This is a genomic window from Limosilactobacillus avistercoris, from assembly GCF_014836425.1.
In the GTDB taxonomy this organism is placed as follows: Bacteria; Bacillota; Bacilli; order Lactobacillales; family Lactobacillaceae; genus Limosilactobacillus; species Limosilactobacillus agrestimuris.
Genome location: NZ_JACSQW010000012.1, coordinates 22558 through 37632 on the forward strand (window position 1 = coordinate 22558; position 15075 = coordinate 37632).

The 15075-nt window shown below is 40.6% G+C and carries 16 protein-coding genes; 3 read left to right on the forward strand and 13 right to left on the reverse strand.

Annotated features, from left to right (window positions below; all coding sequences use genetic code 11):
* Positions 1-105 precede the first annotated feature (105 nt).
* From apf to cdaA, 9 genes are all read right to left on the reverse strand, one after another.
* A complete protein-coding gene (gene apf, locus H9564_RS05525; protein ID WP_191684506.1) occupies positions 106-666 on the reverse strand; it encodes an aggregation-promoting factor in 561 nt (186 codons plus the stop codon).
* Positions 667-981: 315 nt separating this feature from the next.
* Entirely contained in the window at positions 982-1788 is an 807-nt protein-coding gene (locus tag H9564_RS05530; RefSeq protein WP_191684507.1) for a Cof-type HAD-IIB family hydrolase, read from the reverse strand.
* A complete protein-coding gene (locus H9564_RS05535; protein ID WP_191684508.1) occupies positions 1785-2231 on the reverse strand; it encodes a MarR family winged helix-turn-helix transcriptional regulator in 447 nt (148 codons plus the stop codon). Before H9564_RS05535 ends, H9564_RS05530 begins: the two co-directional genes overlap by 4 nt.
* An 11-nt stretch (positions 2232-2242) precedes the next feature.
* Entirely contained in the window at positions 2243-4087 is a 1845-nt protein-coding gene (locus H9564_RS05540) for an acyltransferase family protein (RefSeq protein ID WP_191684509.1), read from the reverse strand.
* Between the two features lie 96 nt (positions 4088-4183).
* The gene (locus H9564_RS05545) at positions 4184-4495 is read right to left on the reverse strand and encodes a hypothetical protein (protein ID WP_191684510.1); all 312 of its coding nucleotides are present in this window, start codon (positions 4493-4495) and stop codon (positions 4184-4186) included.
* Between the two features lie 273 nt (positions 4496-4768).
* Entirely contained in the window at positions 4769-6589 is a 1821-nt protein-coding gene (glmS, locus tag H9564_RS05550; protein WP_191684511.1) for a glutamine--fructose-6-phosphate transaminase (isomerizing), read from the reverse strand.
* A gap of 184 nt (positions 6590-6773) precedes the next feature.
* Complete coding sequence (gene glmM, locus H9564_RS05555) at positions 6774-8129, reverse strand: phosphoglucosamine mutase (protein ID WP_191684512.1); 1356 nt, start codon at positions 8127-8129, stop codon at positions 6774-6776.
* A gap of 12 nt (positions 8130-8141) precedes the next feature.
* Positions 8142-8990, reverse strand: coding sequence for a CdaR family protein (locus H9564_RS05560; RefSeq protein WP_191684513.1), 849 nt, complete (start codon positions 8988-8990; stop codon positions 8142-8144).
* Positions 8983-9831, reverse strand: a complete 849-nt coding sequence (cdaA, locus tag H9564_RS05565; protein ID WP_191684514.1) for a diadenylate cyclase CdaA — start codon at positions 9829-9831, stop codon at positions 8983-8985. Before cdaA ends, H9564_RS05560 begins: the two co-directional genes overlap by 8 nt.
* Before the next feature lie 144 nt (positions 9832-9975).
* On the opposite strand from cdaA, the gene H9564_RS05570 reads away from it, so the two are divergent.
* Complete coding sequence (locus H9564_RS05570; protein WP_191684515.1) at positions 9976-10635, forward strand: DUF1361 domain-containing protein; 660 nt, start codon at positions 9976-9978, stop codon at positions 10633-10635.
* Between the two features lie 232 nt (positions 10636-10867).
* Here H9564_RS05570 and murB read toward each other — a convergent pair whose 3' ends face one another.
* On the reverse strand, positions 10868-11764 hold the full coding sequence (gene murB / locus H9564_RS05575) for a UDP-N-acetylmuramate dehydrogenase (protein ID WP_191684516.1): 897 nt from the start codon (positions 11762-11764) through the stop codon (positions 10868-10870).
* A gap of 135 nt (positions 11765-11899) precedes the next feature.
* On the opposite strand from murB, the gene H9564_RS05580 reads away from it, so the two are divergent.
* Both H9564_RS05580 and H9564_RS05585 read left to right on the forward strand, forming a co-directional pair.
* A complete protein-coding gene (locus tag H9564_RS05580; protein ID WP_191684517.1) occupies positions 11900-12436 on the forward strand; it encodes a 3'-5' exonuclease in 537 nt (178 codons plus the stop codon).
* A 15-nt stretch (positions 12437-12451) separates the two neighbouring features.
* A complete protein-coding gene (locus H9564_RS05585) occupies positions 12452-12883 on the forward strand; it encodes a PAS domain-containing protein (protein WP_191684518.1) in 432 nt (143 codons plus the stop codon).
* A gap of 127 nt (positions 12884-13010) precedes the next feature.
* Here the strand turns inward: H9564_RS05585 and H9564_RS05590 are convergent, their stop codons facing one another.
* The 3 genes from H9564_RS05590 to pta all read right to left on the reverse strand — a co-directional run bounded on the left by H9564_RS05590 (position 13011) and on the right by pta (position 15064).
* Positions 13011-13499: a GNAT family N-acetyltransferase gene (locus tag H9564_RS05590; protein ID WP_191684519.1), complete on the reverse strand. Its 489-nt coding sequence runs from the start codon at positions 13497-13499 to the stop codon at positions 13011-13013.
* 2 nt (positions 13500-13501) lie between these two features.
* A complete protein-coding gene (tsaE, locus tag H9564_RS05595; RefSeq protein WP_191684520.1) occupies positions 13502-13954 on the reverse strand; it encodes a tRNA (adenosine(37)-N6)-threonylcarbamoyltransferase complex ATPase subunit type 1 TsaE in 453 nt (150 codons plus the stop codon).
* Between the two features lie 135 nt (positions 13955-14089).
* A complete protein-coding gene (pta, locus tag H9564_RS05600) occupies positions 14090-15064 on the reverse strand; it encodes a phosphate acetyltransferase (protein ID WP_191684521.1) in 975 nt (324 codons plus the stop codon).
* Positions 15065-15075 lie beyond the last annotated feature (11 nt).

The window sequence follows — 15075 nt, forward strand, 5'->3', positions numbered from 1 at the left end:
CCAGGAACCTGCTAGAGTTAGCAAACTCCTTCCTAGGCGCAAGACGCCTTCGTCAGGAGAAATTGCTAACTTTCCGCAGGCTCTTCGCTGGCTCACACTCTACTTTTAATACCAACCGTTTGCGATCCAGTGTTGTTGAGCAGCGGTCCAGGAACCGTAGCGACTAGCAACGTATTGGTCAGCAACCCGTTCTTGGTTAGCAGCTGAGTAGTCACCGTTAAGGTATGAGGCAGAAAGTTGGTACTTACCAATGTATTGGCCGTTAGTAGCACCGTAGTTACCACCAGATTCGCGGTTAGCAATCCATGCCTTGGCTGCGGCATCTGATCCACTTACAGTACTAGTTGCACTTTGTTGACTATCGTTAGTAGTAGTGCTCTTTTGAGTAGTCGTTTGAGATGGAGCTACTTGAATTTCACCATCGCTCTTGATAACTAAGCGTTGGCCAACGTAAATCTTGTTAATATCCTTGATGCTGTTTTGTTGAGCAATCTTGTTAACAAGGCTATTGTCTTTGTTAAACTTGTAAGAAATGCTTGAAAGTGTGTCACCACTCTTAACAGTGTAAATTGTGTCAGCGTTAGCAGCAGCTTGAGTTGCAGCAATACCAAAAACAACAGCACCAATAGAAGCAGTTAATTTAGCAAGCTTTTTCTTAGAAATCATAAATTCAATACCATCCTTTTTATTTAATTCGATTCAACGGTTCTTATATTACACGATGAATGTTACTGCCAGATAACAGCAAGATATCGATTAGCGGATTATTGCGAAGTGTTTGTAAAGTTACTGAAATATTAATTGTACAAAAACTCACATTTATTAAATTTATGGTGTTAAAGCCTAACATATCGCAATTTATCATTTCTTTGGCTAACCTAAATTAACTGTGTGAATAATAAAAAAAGTTGTTAAATTAACTGTGATTTTTCTCTAAATCACCTTATTTAACAACTTTTTAGTTATTTTTATCAACTTTTATTACAGCAATGTTGCAAAATACTTCTCACAATACGTAGCAACACCGTCATCATCGTTTGAATCAGTAATTGCAGTAGCGACCTTCTTAACTTGTGGCAGACCATTTGCCATTACAATTCCTTGGGCAGCAGTTTGAATCATTTCAAAATCATTATCCGCATCCCCAAACGTCATCAGGTTACTGAAGTCTAAGCCAAAATGCTTCAAAAGTGCTTGCAAGCCAACCATCTTGTTAACCTTTGGTGGTAAGAACTCCATAATTATTGGCTGCGATTGAACTGCATGATACTTTTCTTTTAGTTCTGCTGGCAACTGTTTGATAATTGGTGTCAGCTTTTCGGCTGGCGTTGCAATAATGGCTTTACTATAAGTTGTATCTGGAAGATCAGCACCCTTAATGTCACGGAATTCAATGTTCTTCAAGACCGTCTTATAAATTGATCCCGGTAGATCGCTTAATTCATATACCCGATCAAAGTCTAAGATATCAAGCGGAATCTTTTCTTCATTAGCAAATTTCAAAAGCGGCTGAAGATCATCCCGACTCATCCCTAGTTCAAAGAGTCGTTCCTTTGATACGTTATTGATTACCAAACCGCCATTAAAGGTAATTGTATAATCATCGGGAGTAGTCAAACCTAGTTGTTCAATCAATGGCCAGATAGCGTTAATTGGCCGACCAGTACATAAAACAACATGAATCCCCTTTGCATGTAATTGCTTGAGGACTCGTTCGTTCCGTGCGCTAATTTTCTTGTTACTGTTTAAAAGGGTATTATCTAAATCTAATGCAACTACTTTAATCATTTTCTTCTCCTCATTATTATTTGCTTGTTGAAATCTTCCAGAAGGTTTAGCAGTTCAGCGCCACGATCCTTCCCGTAAACATCGACCCACTTTGAAAAGCGCCTCATCACTAACGAGCTAATCCGGTGTTCAACTTGCTTACCCTCTGGTGTGCTAATTAAGAATAAGCGGCGCCGATCTTCCGGATCAGCCTCCTGCTTAATGTAATTATTATTCAAAAGTGGCCGAAGTTGTCGGGAAATAGCGCTTCTCGTTACTCCCCGCTCCTCAGCAATATCCATTAACTTAATTTTCGGTTTTCGCACGATCTTCTTTAAGATTAGGTACTGCTCAAAGGAAAGTGAATATTCTGCAGAAGGCTCAGAGATAAATGAACCGAGGCCCTTTAACCCAGTTAAGTATAAATCAATTGCCTTATCCAGCAGTTTTTCATTATCATCCATCCCTACTCACCTCATTGATATTTCAAGATTGTCTTTGTAATTAACTTGGCGTAGTGATTATTTCCCTGCTTATTCATATGGACGCCATCCTTAGCGAACCAGCTGGACTGACCATTACTTGTGGCATACCAGTCAACTAAGTGCACGTTATGGTGCTTCTTAGCAATCTCTTGGATTTGACTGTTAACCTGCTGCTGCCAACTCTTTGTTGGAATATGGGGAGTTACCCAATAGACTTGTCGCTCTTTACCAATTGTATTCAAGATCTCATCAATCGTTTTTTGGTCCATTGCGCCATTATTTCCCAGGTTAAGAATTACGGTCTGGTTAAGGTGACCTTCATCTTTCAGCTGGCTAAGGACCTTTGGAGTTTGCGAGCCTTGACGACCAACCTTAGCATCGACATAGGCAAGGGGCATTAATTGCTGGAGGCTATTTGAGGCATCGAGCATTACCGAATCACCGACTGCTGTAACCTTTAACTTTTGTGCTCGCTCAATTTCTGCCTTACTTAGCTGGTACTTCTTTTGTACCGTGCTAATTTTAGCCGTTTTAACATTCTTTCCCTTACTAAGTTGCTTATTATGCTGCTCGGTTAGTTGATCATTCTTTTCAATCCGTTTCTGAAGATTCGTCTTTTTCGGTTGAACGTTGTGTTGGCAAAGGCCATATACTGCTGTACCAACCACCAAGAAAGCAACAATTGCTAATGAAGCTTGCCGCCAATTAGTAAAGTAAATCTTATGCCACTTAATATCTGATAGTCGCCGCTTTAACAATGGTTGTTCAATTAACCGGTAAGAACACTCACTAATAATTATGATAATTGCCAATTCTTCAATCCCGCTAACTACGGGGTGAACACCAACATCAATTGCTCGTTCATAAAAGACGAGGACAGGGTACTGATAAACATAAATCCCGTAAGAGCACTGTCCACACCAAGTAAAGAATGGGTTAGTCAACCACCGGTTCATGTGACTTCCAGGATGAAGAATAGTTGCCATAAGAGCCATCCCAACAACACTATAGAAGAACATTCCGCCGTAATAAGTAAAGGATGATTGACCATCCAAACTTATAAAACCATACAAGGTAATGATTAAGGTAGTAATCCCTAAGCCATCTAAGGTTCGGGATGCAGTCACCGAAATGTCCTTCTTTAATCGATCTAATGGCCAAACTAAACCAAGCCAAGAGCCAAGCAAGAGGGAGAAAGCTCGGGTATCCGTCCCGTAGTAAACTCGATTAAGAGTCGCAGGATGATAAAGAATCGCCATTTCAATTGCAGATAAGACCGCTAATGCTAAGACAATGTACTGAATGATTGACCGTTTCTTAAAGATTTTGAACAAGAGATAGATAATTACTGGCCACAAAACATAAAACTGAGCCTCAACACCTAATGTCCAAAGGTGAGTAAACGGTGACTTATTAGCAAACTGATCAAAATATGACTGGCCGTGATAAATCTCCCACCAGTTATATACCCAAAGAATATTTGTAACAAAGATTTGCCGAATATTATGTAATAACTCACGAGCAAATAGCGTGATGTAAGCAATCGTCAGTACTAACATCGTAATGAGGACCGGGTACAGACGATAAAAGCGCTTGGCATAAAAATGACCTAAGCCTAGCGCACTGCCACGTTCAAATTTTTTACTGAATTGGTAAGTAATAAAATAGCCTGAAATTAACAGGAAAAGTGGGACACCAAGAAAGCCCCCCTTTACTTGAGTTGGCAATAAATGGTAACCAATAACGCCCAAAACAGCAATTGTCCGCAAGCCATCGATCCCAGTAACGTGGTGAGGACGAGTCCGGCGATTGCTAAAGTCTTTTTTTGTGTTCATCAACAGAACCCCCAAGAGATATCTTGTTTAATTATAATGTCTTGGCAAATGGCTGTATAGACTCTTTTAGAATTAAATTCATAAGCCCATAATTCACTAACCAATGTGGTTTTCTTCCAAAATATCGTGAACTAGTTGATCTGCTTCTGGTGTTCGTTTCCACTCCTCCCAGTGGTCCATTGACTCATCCTGCATCTTGTAATGCGTATTGATAAAGTGCTCATACTTAATAACGTTTTGTGAATGCGGAATGTTTAATTGGAGGATTCGGACCTCTTTAATAAATCCTCGCTCAGCTGCAAGTTCAGCCCGGCCATTTTGGACCATGTTACCAATCTCATAATAGGTGGTCCCGTCATTTCGGGTAATCAATTCAATTAAATCTAAGACTTCATGTTGTTCTTCCACAATCCCTACTCCCTTCATATACTCAAACTATTATAGCCGGAAAAATAAAAAAAATCATCGTCGAAAATGGCGATGATTGGCATAAGAGAGAAAGAGAATTGATTAGAAGGTAATTACTTAAATACCTTACAGCTATTATGATAGCGGTTTCAGGAGTTGATGTCAATAAGTTTTTTAATTATTTCCCTTAAAAATGTTAAGTTATTTCTTAAATAATGGACAAAAAAACGCTAGATGCTAAACATAAAAGTGCATCTAGCGATTATAAATTAATTATTGAACAGTAACTGACTTAGCTAAGTTACGTGGCTTATCAACATCCAAGCCTTTACCAAGACTAGTGTAGTAAGCCAACAATTGTGCTGGAACAACACTAAGCAATGGGCTTAATAATTCGTCAACGTCTGGCAAGATAATATTATCGTTATCCTTTGCCAAGTGACGAGAAACGATTGTCAGGGTATTAGCACCCCGGGCTTCAGTTTCTTCAAGGTTACTCCGAGTCAAACCGGCAGTCCGGTCTTGAGTAATGATTCCAATAACTGGAGTCCCCTTTTCAATCAAGGCAATTGTTCCGTGCTTTAATTCACCGGAAGCAAAGCCCTCAGCTTGAACGTAGGAAATTTCCTTCAACTTCAAAGCCGCTTCAAGAGATACAGACCAGTCGATTCCCCGACCAATGTAAAAGGCATTCCGTGGCTTGGAAAGGTACTTGTCTGAAAGGTCCTTCAAGATGCTCTTGCTATCAGTAATTGATTGCATCCCGTTGGCAACCAAACCAAGTTGATGCTTAACATCAAATGCACCAGCAACTGGCTTATCCATGTATTCCCCAAGGGCCTTAGCCAAAATTGCTTCAACAGCAATTTGAGCGGTGTAAGCCTTAGTAGAAGCAACGGCAATTTCTGGACCAGCGTAAAGCAATTCAGTGAAGGTTGCTTCACGAGAAAGAGTTGACTTGTCAACATTAGTAATCGTCAAACTTGGCCAGTTATTCTTATTAACGTTAACTAAGACTTCACGACTATCAGCTGTTTCACCACTTTGACTCAAGAAGATAAAGAATGGCTTCTTAGAAAGAAGTGGTTGTTCGTAAGCAAATTCTGATGAGATGTGAACAGAAGTTGGGATACCAACCAATTTTTCAAAGATCCGTGCACCAATCAAACCAGCGTGGTAACTAGTACCAGCACCAATGATGTAAAGGTGATCAGCTTCTGACATTGCCTTTAACAATTCTTCGTTGATTGTTGGCTTGCCATATTCGTCAAAGTACTTTTGGACTAACTTCCGCATTACAGCAGGTTGTTCGTCAACTTCCTTTAACATGTAGAATGGGTAAGCTCCCTTATCAGCAGCATTTGGATCCATATCAACAGTAAAGGTATCACGGTGCTTTTCGTTTCCATCAAAGTCTTCGATCTCAATGGAGTGTGGCTTAACGATAACTAATTCGTGATCGTCCAATTCCATGAATTCGTTAGTTTGCTTCAACATTGAAGTAGCATCTGAACCAACCATGTTGTAGCCATCACCAATTCCCACAAGCAATGGACTCTTGTTCTTAGCAACGTAAAGGGTGTCTGGTTCTTCCTTATCCATTAAGACAAAGGCGTATGATGAATCGGAACTGATTAACTTCAGAACCTTAAGCAATGCTTCCTTGGTGGTTAAGTTATCTTCAACCACAAACTTATCTACTAACTGAACAATTACTTCAGTATCAGTTTGACTCTTGAAATCAACATCAGCCAAGTAGTCAGCCTTCAATTGAGCATAGTTTTCAATCACACCATTGTGAACAAGGTAGAAACGTTCATCGCTTGAGTATTGTGGGTGAGCGTTGGCTTCATTTGGTTCACCATGGGTAGCCCAACGAGTATGACCAATTCCTGATAACCCTTGAACCTCATCAGTCAAAGCGGCTTCAAGGTTACTAATTCGCCCAGCCCGCTTTACAAGGTAATCATGACCTTCATTATCGTTAACATAGACACCAGCTGAATCATAACCACGGTATTCAAGCCGCTTTAAGCCATTAATTAAAATTGATAGACTGTCCTTATTTCCAGTCACTCCAACAATTCCACACATAATTAATACCATCCTTTTAAAATTGGTATAGACACTTATAAAGTGTCCTACTTATTAAATACACTTAGTATCATAATGCCTTGCGCAGTTCTTGTCAATTTAATTATCTTTAATTGGTCTAGTTTATAAAATTGTGAAATAAAAGGTGAGAAAAAGCAAAACGCTTTTTCTCACCCTTAACCAATTATTTAACTTCAAGTTCTTGCCGAGCAACATCAGCAATCCGTTCAACATATTGGTGGACCAATTCTGGAGTGGCTGCTTCTGCCATAATCCGGAGTAGTGGTTCAGTTCCACTTGGCCGAACTAATACTCGACCATCGCCATTCATTTCATTTTCAACTTCTTCAATGATTGCACGAAGCTTTTCGTTATTCATCGCAGCAGCCTTATCAGCAACCTTGATGTTTACAAGTTCTTGTGGATAGTCAGTCACATCACTGGCTAATTCCTTCAATGACTTACCAGTTTCCTTAATTACGGAAAGTAATTGAAGGGCGGTCAACATTCCGTCTCCAGTAGTGTTATAGTCCAAGAAGATAATGTGACCGGATTGTTCACCACCGAGGTTATAACCGTTCTTCAACATTTCTTCAACAACGTAACGGTCACCAACCTTGGTCTTTACGCTAGTCATGTCATGACTTTCAAGTGCCTTGTACATCCCCATGTTACTCATCACTGTCGTTACAACAGTATCTTTCTTCAACAAGCCCTTACTATCCATGTACTTACCACAGATATACATTATCTTGTCACCGTTAACGATATTTCCTTCATTATCAACAGCAATACACCGGTCACCATCACCGTCAAAGGCAATTCCAAGATCAGCCTTATTTTCGACAACGGCCTTTTGTAGTCCTTCTGGGTGAGTTGAACCACAGTTAAGGTTGGTATTTAAGCCGTTTGGTTGGGCGTTGATTGGAATAAAGTCAACGTTCATGTCAGCAAAAAGGTTGGAAACAAAACCTGAAGTAGCACCATTAGCGGCATCAACAACAACTTTCAAACCAGATAGATCTGTTGATACAGTTTGTTCAAGGAATGAAGTATACTTCAGTGCCCCTTCATGATAATCCGCCACAGTTCCAAGACCTTCGTCAGATGGACGTGGTAAAGTATCTTCTTCAGCATCTAATAATTGTTCAATTTCGTATTCCAAGTCATCAGATAACTTAAAGCCGTCTCCACCAAAGTACTTAATCCCGTTGTACTTGATTGGATTATGACTTGCAGTAATCATGACACCCGCATCGGCTTCTTGGGCCCGAACAAGGTAAGCTACACCAGGCGTAGTGACTACTCCTAACCGTAAAACTTCGATTCCCACTGATAGCAAACCAGCAACCAAAGCACTCTCTAACATTTGACCAGAGATCCGGGTATCACGTGAAACTAACACTTGTGGTTGCTTCCGATCAGAGTGACGGGTTAGAACATACCCACCAGCACGGCCAACACGAAAGGCTAATTCAGGGCTTAAATCTCGATTTGCAACTCCACGAACTCCATCAGTACCAAAATATTTTAACTTCATTATTTTCTCCTCTTAATCATTATTATTTGAACTTACTTGTGTGCTACTACTTGACGAACTATTTTCACTCGAACTTTCGCGACTGGAGTGGCTAGCACTGGAACTAGACTGCTCATTTTCACTACCACTCGATGAATTCTCAGTATCGCTATCGTTACCGTGAATTGGGATCGTCACGTTAGTTGTATTCGGCTCAATCACCACGTTTAGTGTTTGACCATTCTTATCCACTGCTTGTAAGGTTACTAGACGGTGAATATCTTCTGTAGTTTTATTTGGCATCGCAACAAAGGCCACTACCCGGTCAACCTTATCAACCTCTTCACGTGAGCCAGAAACGCGGACATGATCCACATCAGTCCGCGGATTCCCAACTTTGAAATTATTGCTTAAGGAATGGGAACTCAAACGAACCGTAATCTTCTTTACGATCGTCTTCCGTGGTTGAATATTAATCGTCACGTACTTTGGTTTGACCGTTGCGTGAAGTTCAGAATTCAAACCACTCGTTTTTACCTTTACCCGGTGCTTACCGGTCCCAACGTTGGTTAAGTCGATATAGGCCTTAAAATTCTGTGTGTTTGAGGTCGTCGTTACTAACGCTGAAGGACCACTAACACTGACCTTCACCGTTTTGGGATAACCACTCACTACATAGTTGCTATCCGTAGTAATATCAAGTGGCATCCGAATAACTGCTGTTTTGTTAGACATTAACGCACTCGTTTGATCATGCTGTCTAGTATTCTGGCGAAGGAAACCATTACTCCCGTTATTAACATAGAAGAATAGGAACAGCGCCAAAACCAGTGATGTTATCCGCAAGAACCACTTATTATTGAAAAATTCCCAGTTATTCATTGCTGCCACCTCCCCGGCGACTAAAGAATGAGAAGAGCTTGGTAAAGAAGTTCGTATTCTCATTCCCGGATGACTCACTGTAAAGTTGGGCCCGCAAGAATTTCAGGTAATCATTTCGTGACATATTACGGATTAGTTCGTTATCTTTTGTAATCGAAACTTCACCAGTCTCTTCAGAAATAACAATTGTCAACGCATCTGTCACTTCACTAATCCCGACTGCAGCCCGGTGACGGGTTCCTAGTTCCTTTGGAATCAGCTTACTATCGGATAACGGTAGATAGGCCGCAGCAACTGAAATCCGATTATTCTTAATAATAACCGCTCCATCATGAAGTGGTGTGTTAGGAATAAACGTATTAATCAGTAACGCTCCTGAAATATCCGCATCTAGCGGAATCCCAGTTTCAATATATTCCTCCAAACCGGTCTTCATTTCAATACTAATCAACGCACCAATTCGTCGTTTTGACATATACTGGATTGCCTGATCTAATTGTCTAATGGTCTCTTCCTCAGTCTCATTAGCTGTCTGGTTATGGGTAAAGAAGGTGCCACGTCCCAGGTGCTCTAGTCCCCGACGAATTTCTGGTTGGAAAATGATCACAATGGCGATAACTCCCCAATTAATGATCTGATCCATAACCCATGAAACCGTACTCAGACCGATATACCAGCTCACAACCTTAACCAAGATAATAATCAAGATCCCCCGGAATAGCTGAACAGCACGGGTACCACGAATTAACAGCAATAATTCATAGATTAAAAACCAAATTACTAAGATATCGATTAGATGGATCAGGTTCTGCCAAGTAAACAGCGCTGAAATAAACTGCATAACTTATCTCACCATCCTCTAAATTACCATAACATTATATCATTTTCTTCCAAAAAGAACCGTAGTTCATTAAATTTCTGGTATCTACAGTAAAGTCTGGTATTCTGGACAGTGAAACAATTATTTCTGGAAGGAACCGATTAAATGTTTAAATTAACTAAGCAGTGGCAAATCCGTATTTTCTTTTGGATTGCGATTATTCTCCTTAAACTTTTCATTCCTAAGCCATTTAACTTCATGGCTTTCAACGTTTTTCTTGCTTATATCCCGGTAGAAATCGGCTTTCAGTTACCACGGTTCAATGATCGCCGGGCACTAGCTTTTTGGGTTAGCCTGATCGTTTGGCTATTATTTTATCCCAACACCCCATACGTCATGACCGACCTCTTTCACCTTTCCTGGCTCAATCCCCATACTAGTATTAATGGGATCCTCAAGTCAGATCCTCATATTTGGCTGATTTTTGCGATCATGGTTCTTTGTGCCGTCAGTTGCCTTTTCTTCGGTTTACTTTCATTAGATCAAGTCAGCCACCAACTTACTGAACTGATTACTCCTAAACACCCGAAGCTAAAATTTGGGTGGATTATTCTCTTTTCATTTATTTCCAGTATTGGGATCTATATCGGCCGCTTCCTCCGTCTCCATTCCATCTACCTCTTTTTCACCCCAAGCTGGTTTTTCCACCAACTCATGTCTATCTGGTCAATTAACATGTTAAAGTTCACCCTCATTCTCACCTGCCTCCAAGTTCTTTCCTATTGGATCCTCAAAACGGTGCAGAATACAAGATTTAGAGTGTGAGCCCGTTAAAACAACGATTTCTCCACCGAACGGCGTCTCGTCGTCGGAGGTGGAGTTCGTTAGCTCAAGGAAGGTTAGGGCGAACTCATTTTGACCATATTACATTAGGATCATTAACTCTAGCAGGCTCCTGGCGAACTCATTTTGACTCTGCTGCAATAAAAAACTATCTCAACAAAAAAAGTAAGTCCTAAAGCCATTCAAATACCATGGCTTTAGGACTTACTTTTTATTAATCGCGTCCAATAATCCGGACTTCCGTTTCGAGATCAACACCGAACTTCTCTTTAACAACCTTTTGAACATGGTGGATAACATTCAAGTAATCAGTAGCTGTCCCGTTATTTATATTAACAATAAAGCCAGCATGCTTCTTTGACACTTGGGCACCACCTGAAGTGTAACCTTGAAGACCAGAATCATGAATTAATTTACCAGCAAAGTAACCCTTTGGTCGCTTGAAGACACTCCCACAGGATGGTAACTCTAATGGTTGCTTAGCCGCCCGACGAGCATTAAGATTATCCATTTGGGCAGTAATCTCTTCTTTGTTACCCGGCTTTAAACCAAAGGAGGCTTCTAGCACAACCCCGTTATTGTCCTGAACGCTACTGTGTCGGTAACCAAAGTCTAGTTCTTCGTTATTTAGTTCTTGAATCTCACCAGTTGGTAACATGATCGTTGCTGACTTAACAACAAATTGGGTCTCACCACCATATGCTCCGGCGTTCATAAAGACTGCCCCACCAACACTTCCAGGAATCCCAGCAGCAAACTCTAAGCCAGTCAAACTGTGATCCCGGGCTACTTGAGTTGTTTTAATATAAGTAGCGCCAGCTTGGGCCTTAACTATATTACCTTCAACCTTAATCTGATTCATCTTCGTAACAATCATTACCAAGCCAGCAATTCCACCATCACGAACGATCAAATTACTGGCGTTTCCGATGACAGTTAATGGAATATCGTTTTCCCGGGCAAAATCAACTAATTGTTGAACCTGTTCAACACTTTCTGGAAAAGCTAGCCAATCAGCCTTACCACCAGTATGAGTAAAAGTATACTTTGAGAGCGGTTCTTGCTTTTTTATATCAATCTCAGGAAATTCTTTAATTAAATCAACTACCATTGTTTCGTCGTCCTTTATTTTGTTTTAATAATATTGTATCATGTTTGTTCAATAAACTTTTGCAATCTACACAAAATTATTGTTAGAATTAATTATATTATTAATAATTTAACTATTGAAAGGAGAGCCTGCTTCGTGAACTTCATCGCGATGGATTTTGAAACTGCAAGCGGCAAACGTTATAGTGCCTGCTCATTGGCCCTAACAATCGTTCGGGATAACCAAATCACTGACGAATTTTATACCTTAATTAATCCCCAAACTGATTTTTTCTGGCGAAACGTTCAAATTCATGGCATCCATGAAAAAGATGTTCAGGATGCTCCACTATTTCCCGAAGTTTGGCAACACATCAAACAATTCTACCAGCCGGAGCAACTTGTGATTGCCCATAATAATAGTTTTGATAATAGTGTCTTAAAAAACACCCTTCTTCACTACGGAATCCAACCACCGACTTACCAGACACTTGATACTGTTAAGAGTAGTCGTCAACTAATTCCAGGTCTCAGCAACTACAAGCTCAATACCGTTTGTGACGCCTTGCAGATTGACCTGCACCACCACCATAACGCCCTTAATGACGCCCAGGCTTGCGCAAATATTCTATTATATGAAGCCGAGCATTTTGGTGGCGACAAACTCCGACCATTCATTAATTTTTACAATTAAAGGAGAACCCAATCCATGAATAACGAGACAGTTAATCTCCTGGGTGGTAATCTAACCTTAACCCAGCTTAACGCAATTTTTCAAACCATTCCCGAAGAATTCGATTTCATTGACGAGCACGATATTGTTCGTTGGTCGTCTGCAAATAAGCACCGCCTCTTCAAGCGGACCGATGACGATTTAGGCAAGCATGTTTTAGAAGTCCATCCCGGTCACAGTCAAGAACGGGTTAAGCAAGTTCTCAAGCAAATGCATGACGGCAAACGTGGTGTTCTTAGCCTGATCATCCATTATCATGACAAGCCAGTTAACATTGCCTTCTACTCACTTCATGATAACAATGGCAAATATATTGGTTGCGTTGAAGTTACTCAAGACGTTTCAGGGCACCAAGAAAAGGGTGCTTGGTGGCATAATCTTAAACAAGTGTTTTTTAAGAAGCATTAAAAGTAACAGGGATGGAAAAAATTTTTTCATCTTCTCTATTTATTACTGAAAGTAATTAATTCAATACTAAATACGGTCCAGAGTTCACTTTTAACGAATTCTGGACCGTATTTTAATTTAGTTTTTATTATTTGGAATAATACGTCATCAATAAAGCAGGGCGTCCTGCGATTTGCACGTGTTTTTGAACCACAAAGTTCATTTTTCGATACAGGTTAATTGCTGGAAGATTATCTTCAAACACATCCAACACTAACCCACTTAAACTACTGTAATTACTATACCAATATTGAGCTTCATCAACTAAGAGCTGACCGATCCCCTGGTGCCAGTACTTTTGGGCAACGATAACACCAAGTTCTCCCATTTCCGGTTTTTCAGCTAACCGCATTACCGTAACGATCCCGATAATTTGGTCACCTAAAATTGCTAAGAGGATCACACAATCATCAGAGTCATCAATTACTTGTAGGTTTTCCTGTTCTTCCTTTACGGTAACTCGTTCTAAGTGCGGAATTGTTACCGCATCACTTTCGGTTGCAGCTTGCCGGAGAAAACTCAAGACTTTAGATGCTTCCTTTGGTTCTGCTAATTTAATTTTAACTGTATCTGCCAAGATTAAAGCTCCGTAACGATCCGTTCAAAGTGCTGTCCATGAGGTTCGAATTGTAGGCACCGCGTATTCTCATCATCTGTCCGCTTAAAATGAATTGCTAAAAAGTCGGCCGGCAATTCATCCGCAACAAATTGAGCCCACTCAACAACACTGACTCCATCACTATCAAAGTATTCTTCAAGTCCAAGGTCTTCTGCCCCACCATTCTCAAGTCGATAAGCGTCCATATGATAAAGTGGTAATCGCCCATCATGATATTCCCGAACAATGGTAAAAGTCGGGCTCTTAATTAGATCTGGGATCGCTAAGCCCTTTGCGATTCCTTTAGTGAAGGTCGTTTTACCGGCTCCTAAGTCACCATCAAGGACAAGAACATCTCCCGCCTTAAGTAACCGGCCAATTTGTTCACCGAGATTAATTGTTTCTTCCCGATCAGTTAAAGTTACTTCTTTCATATTTCCATTTCTCCTTGAATTTTCTGTAACCATTGTAGCCGATTCTTTGCCTTAAAAGCAAAAAAGAAGCAAACAAAAATAAGAAGGAAACGTGATCTTCACGTAACCTTCTCATTATATCTATCTTAAATTAAATTATAGTGCTTGTGCGGCCGTGATGATGGCAACCTTGTAAGCATCATCTTCACTGCATCCCCGTGAAAGGTCAGCGATTGGTGCATTCAACCCTTGAAGGATTGGACCAACAGCAGTAAAGCCACCAAGACGTTGGGCAATCTTGTAACCAATGTTTCCGGCTTCCAGACTTGGGAAGATGAAGACATTTGCATGACCAGCGACCTTAGAATCTGGGGCCTTTAGCTTTGCAACTTCCGGAACAACAGCAGCATCAAACTGCATTTCACCATCTGCTGCAAGGTCTGGTTCCATTTCATGAACCTTTTTCACTGCTTCAGCAACTTTGGTAACCATATCACCCTTAGCAGAACCCTTAGTAGAGAAACTAAGAAGGGCAACCTTTGGATCAATTCCAAAGAGCTTAGCAGTTTCAGCACTTTGAACAGCTACTTCAGCCATTGTTGGTGCATCCAATTCAATGTTGATCGCACAATCAGCAAAGATATAGCGTTGTTCACCCTTCTTCATTAAGAAAGCACCACTGATTCGATGAGCGTTTGGCTTAGTCTTGATAATTTGCAAGGCAGGCCGAACAGTCGAACCAGTTGAGTGAACGGCACCAGAGACCATCCCATCAGCTTTACCCATGTAGACTAACATGGTCCCAAAGTAACTAACGTCTTCCAACATCTTTTTAACTTGCTCTGGGGTGTTCTTTCCCTTCCGCCGTTCAAGCAGGGCATCAAACATTTCCTGCTTATCTGATTTTGGATAGGTCGCAGGATCAATAATTCTTAAGCCATCACTATCTAAATTATTTTGACGAGCAGTGGTCTTAATTTCTTCTTCGGTACCTAAGAGAATTGGCTCTACTAATCCATCGTTTTTTAACCGAATAGCAGCACCTACAATCCGCTTATCAGCACCTTCAGGGAAAACAATTGTCTTGCCCTTTCCCTTTATTTTTGCAGCAATTTCATCAAATAAATCCATCTACAAGAACC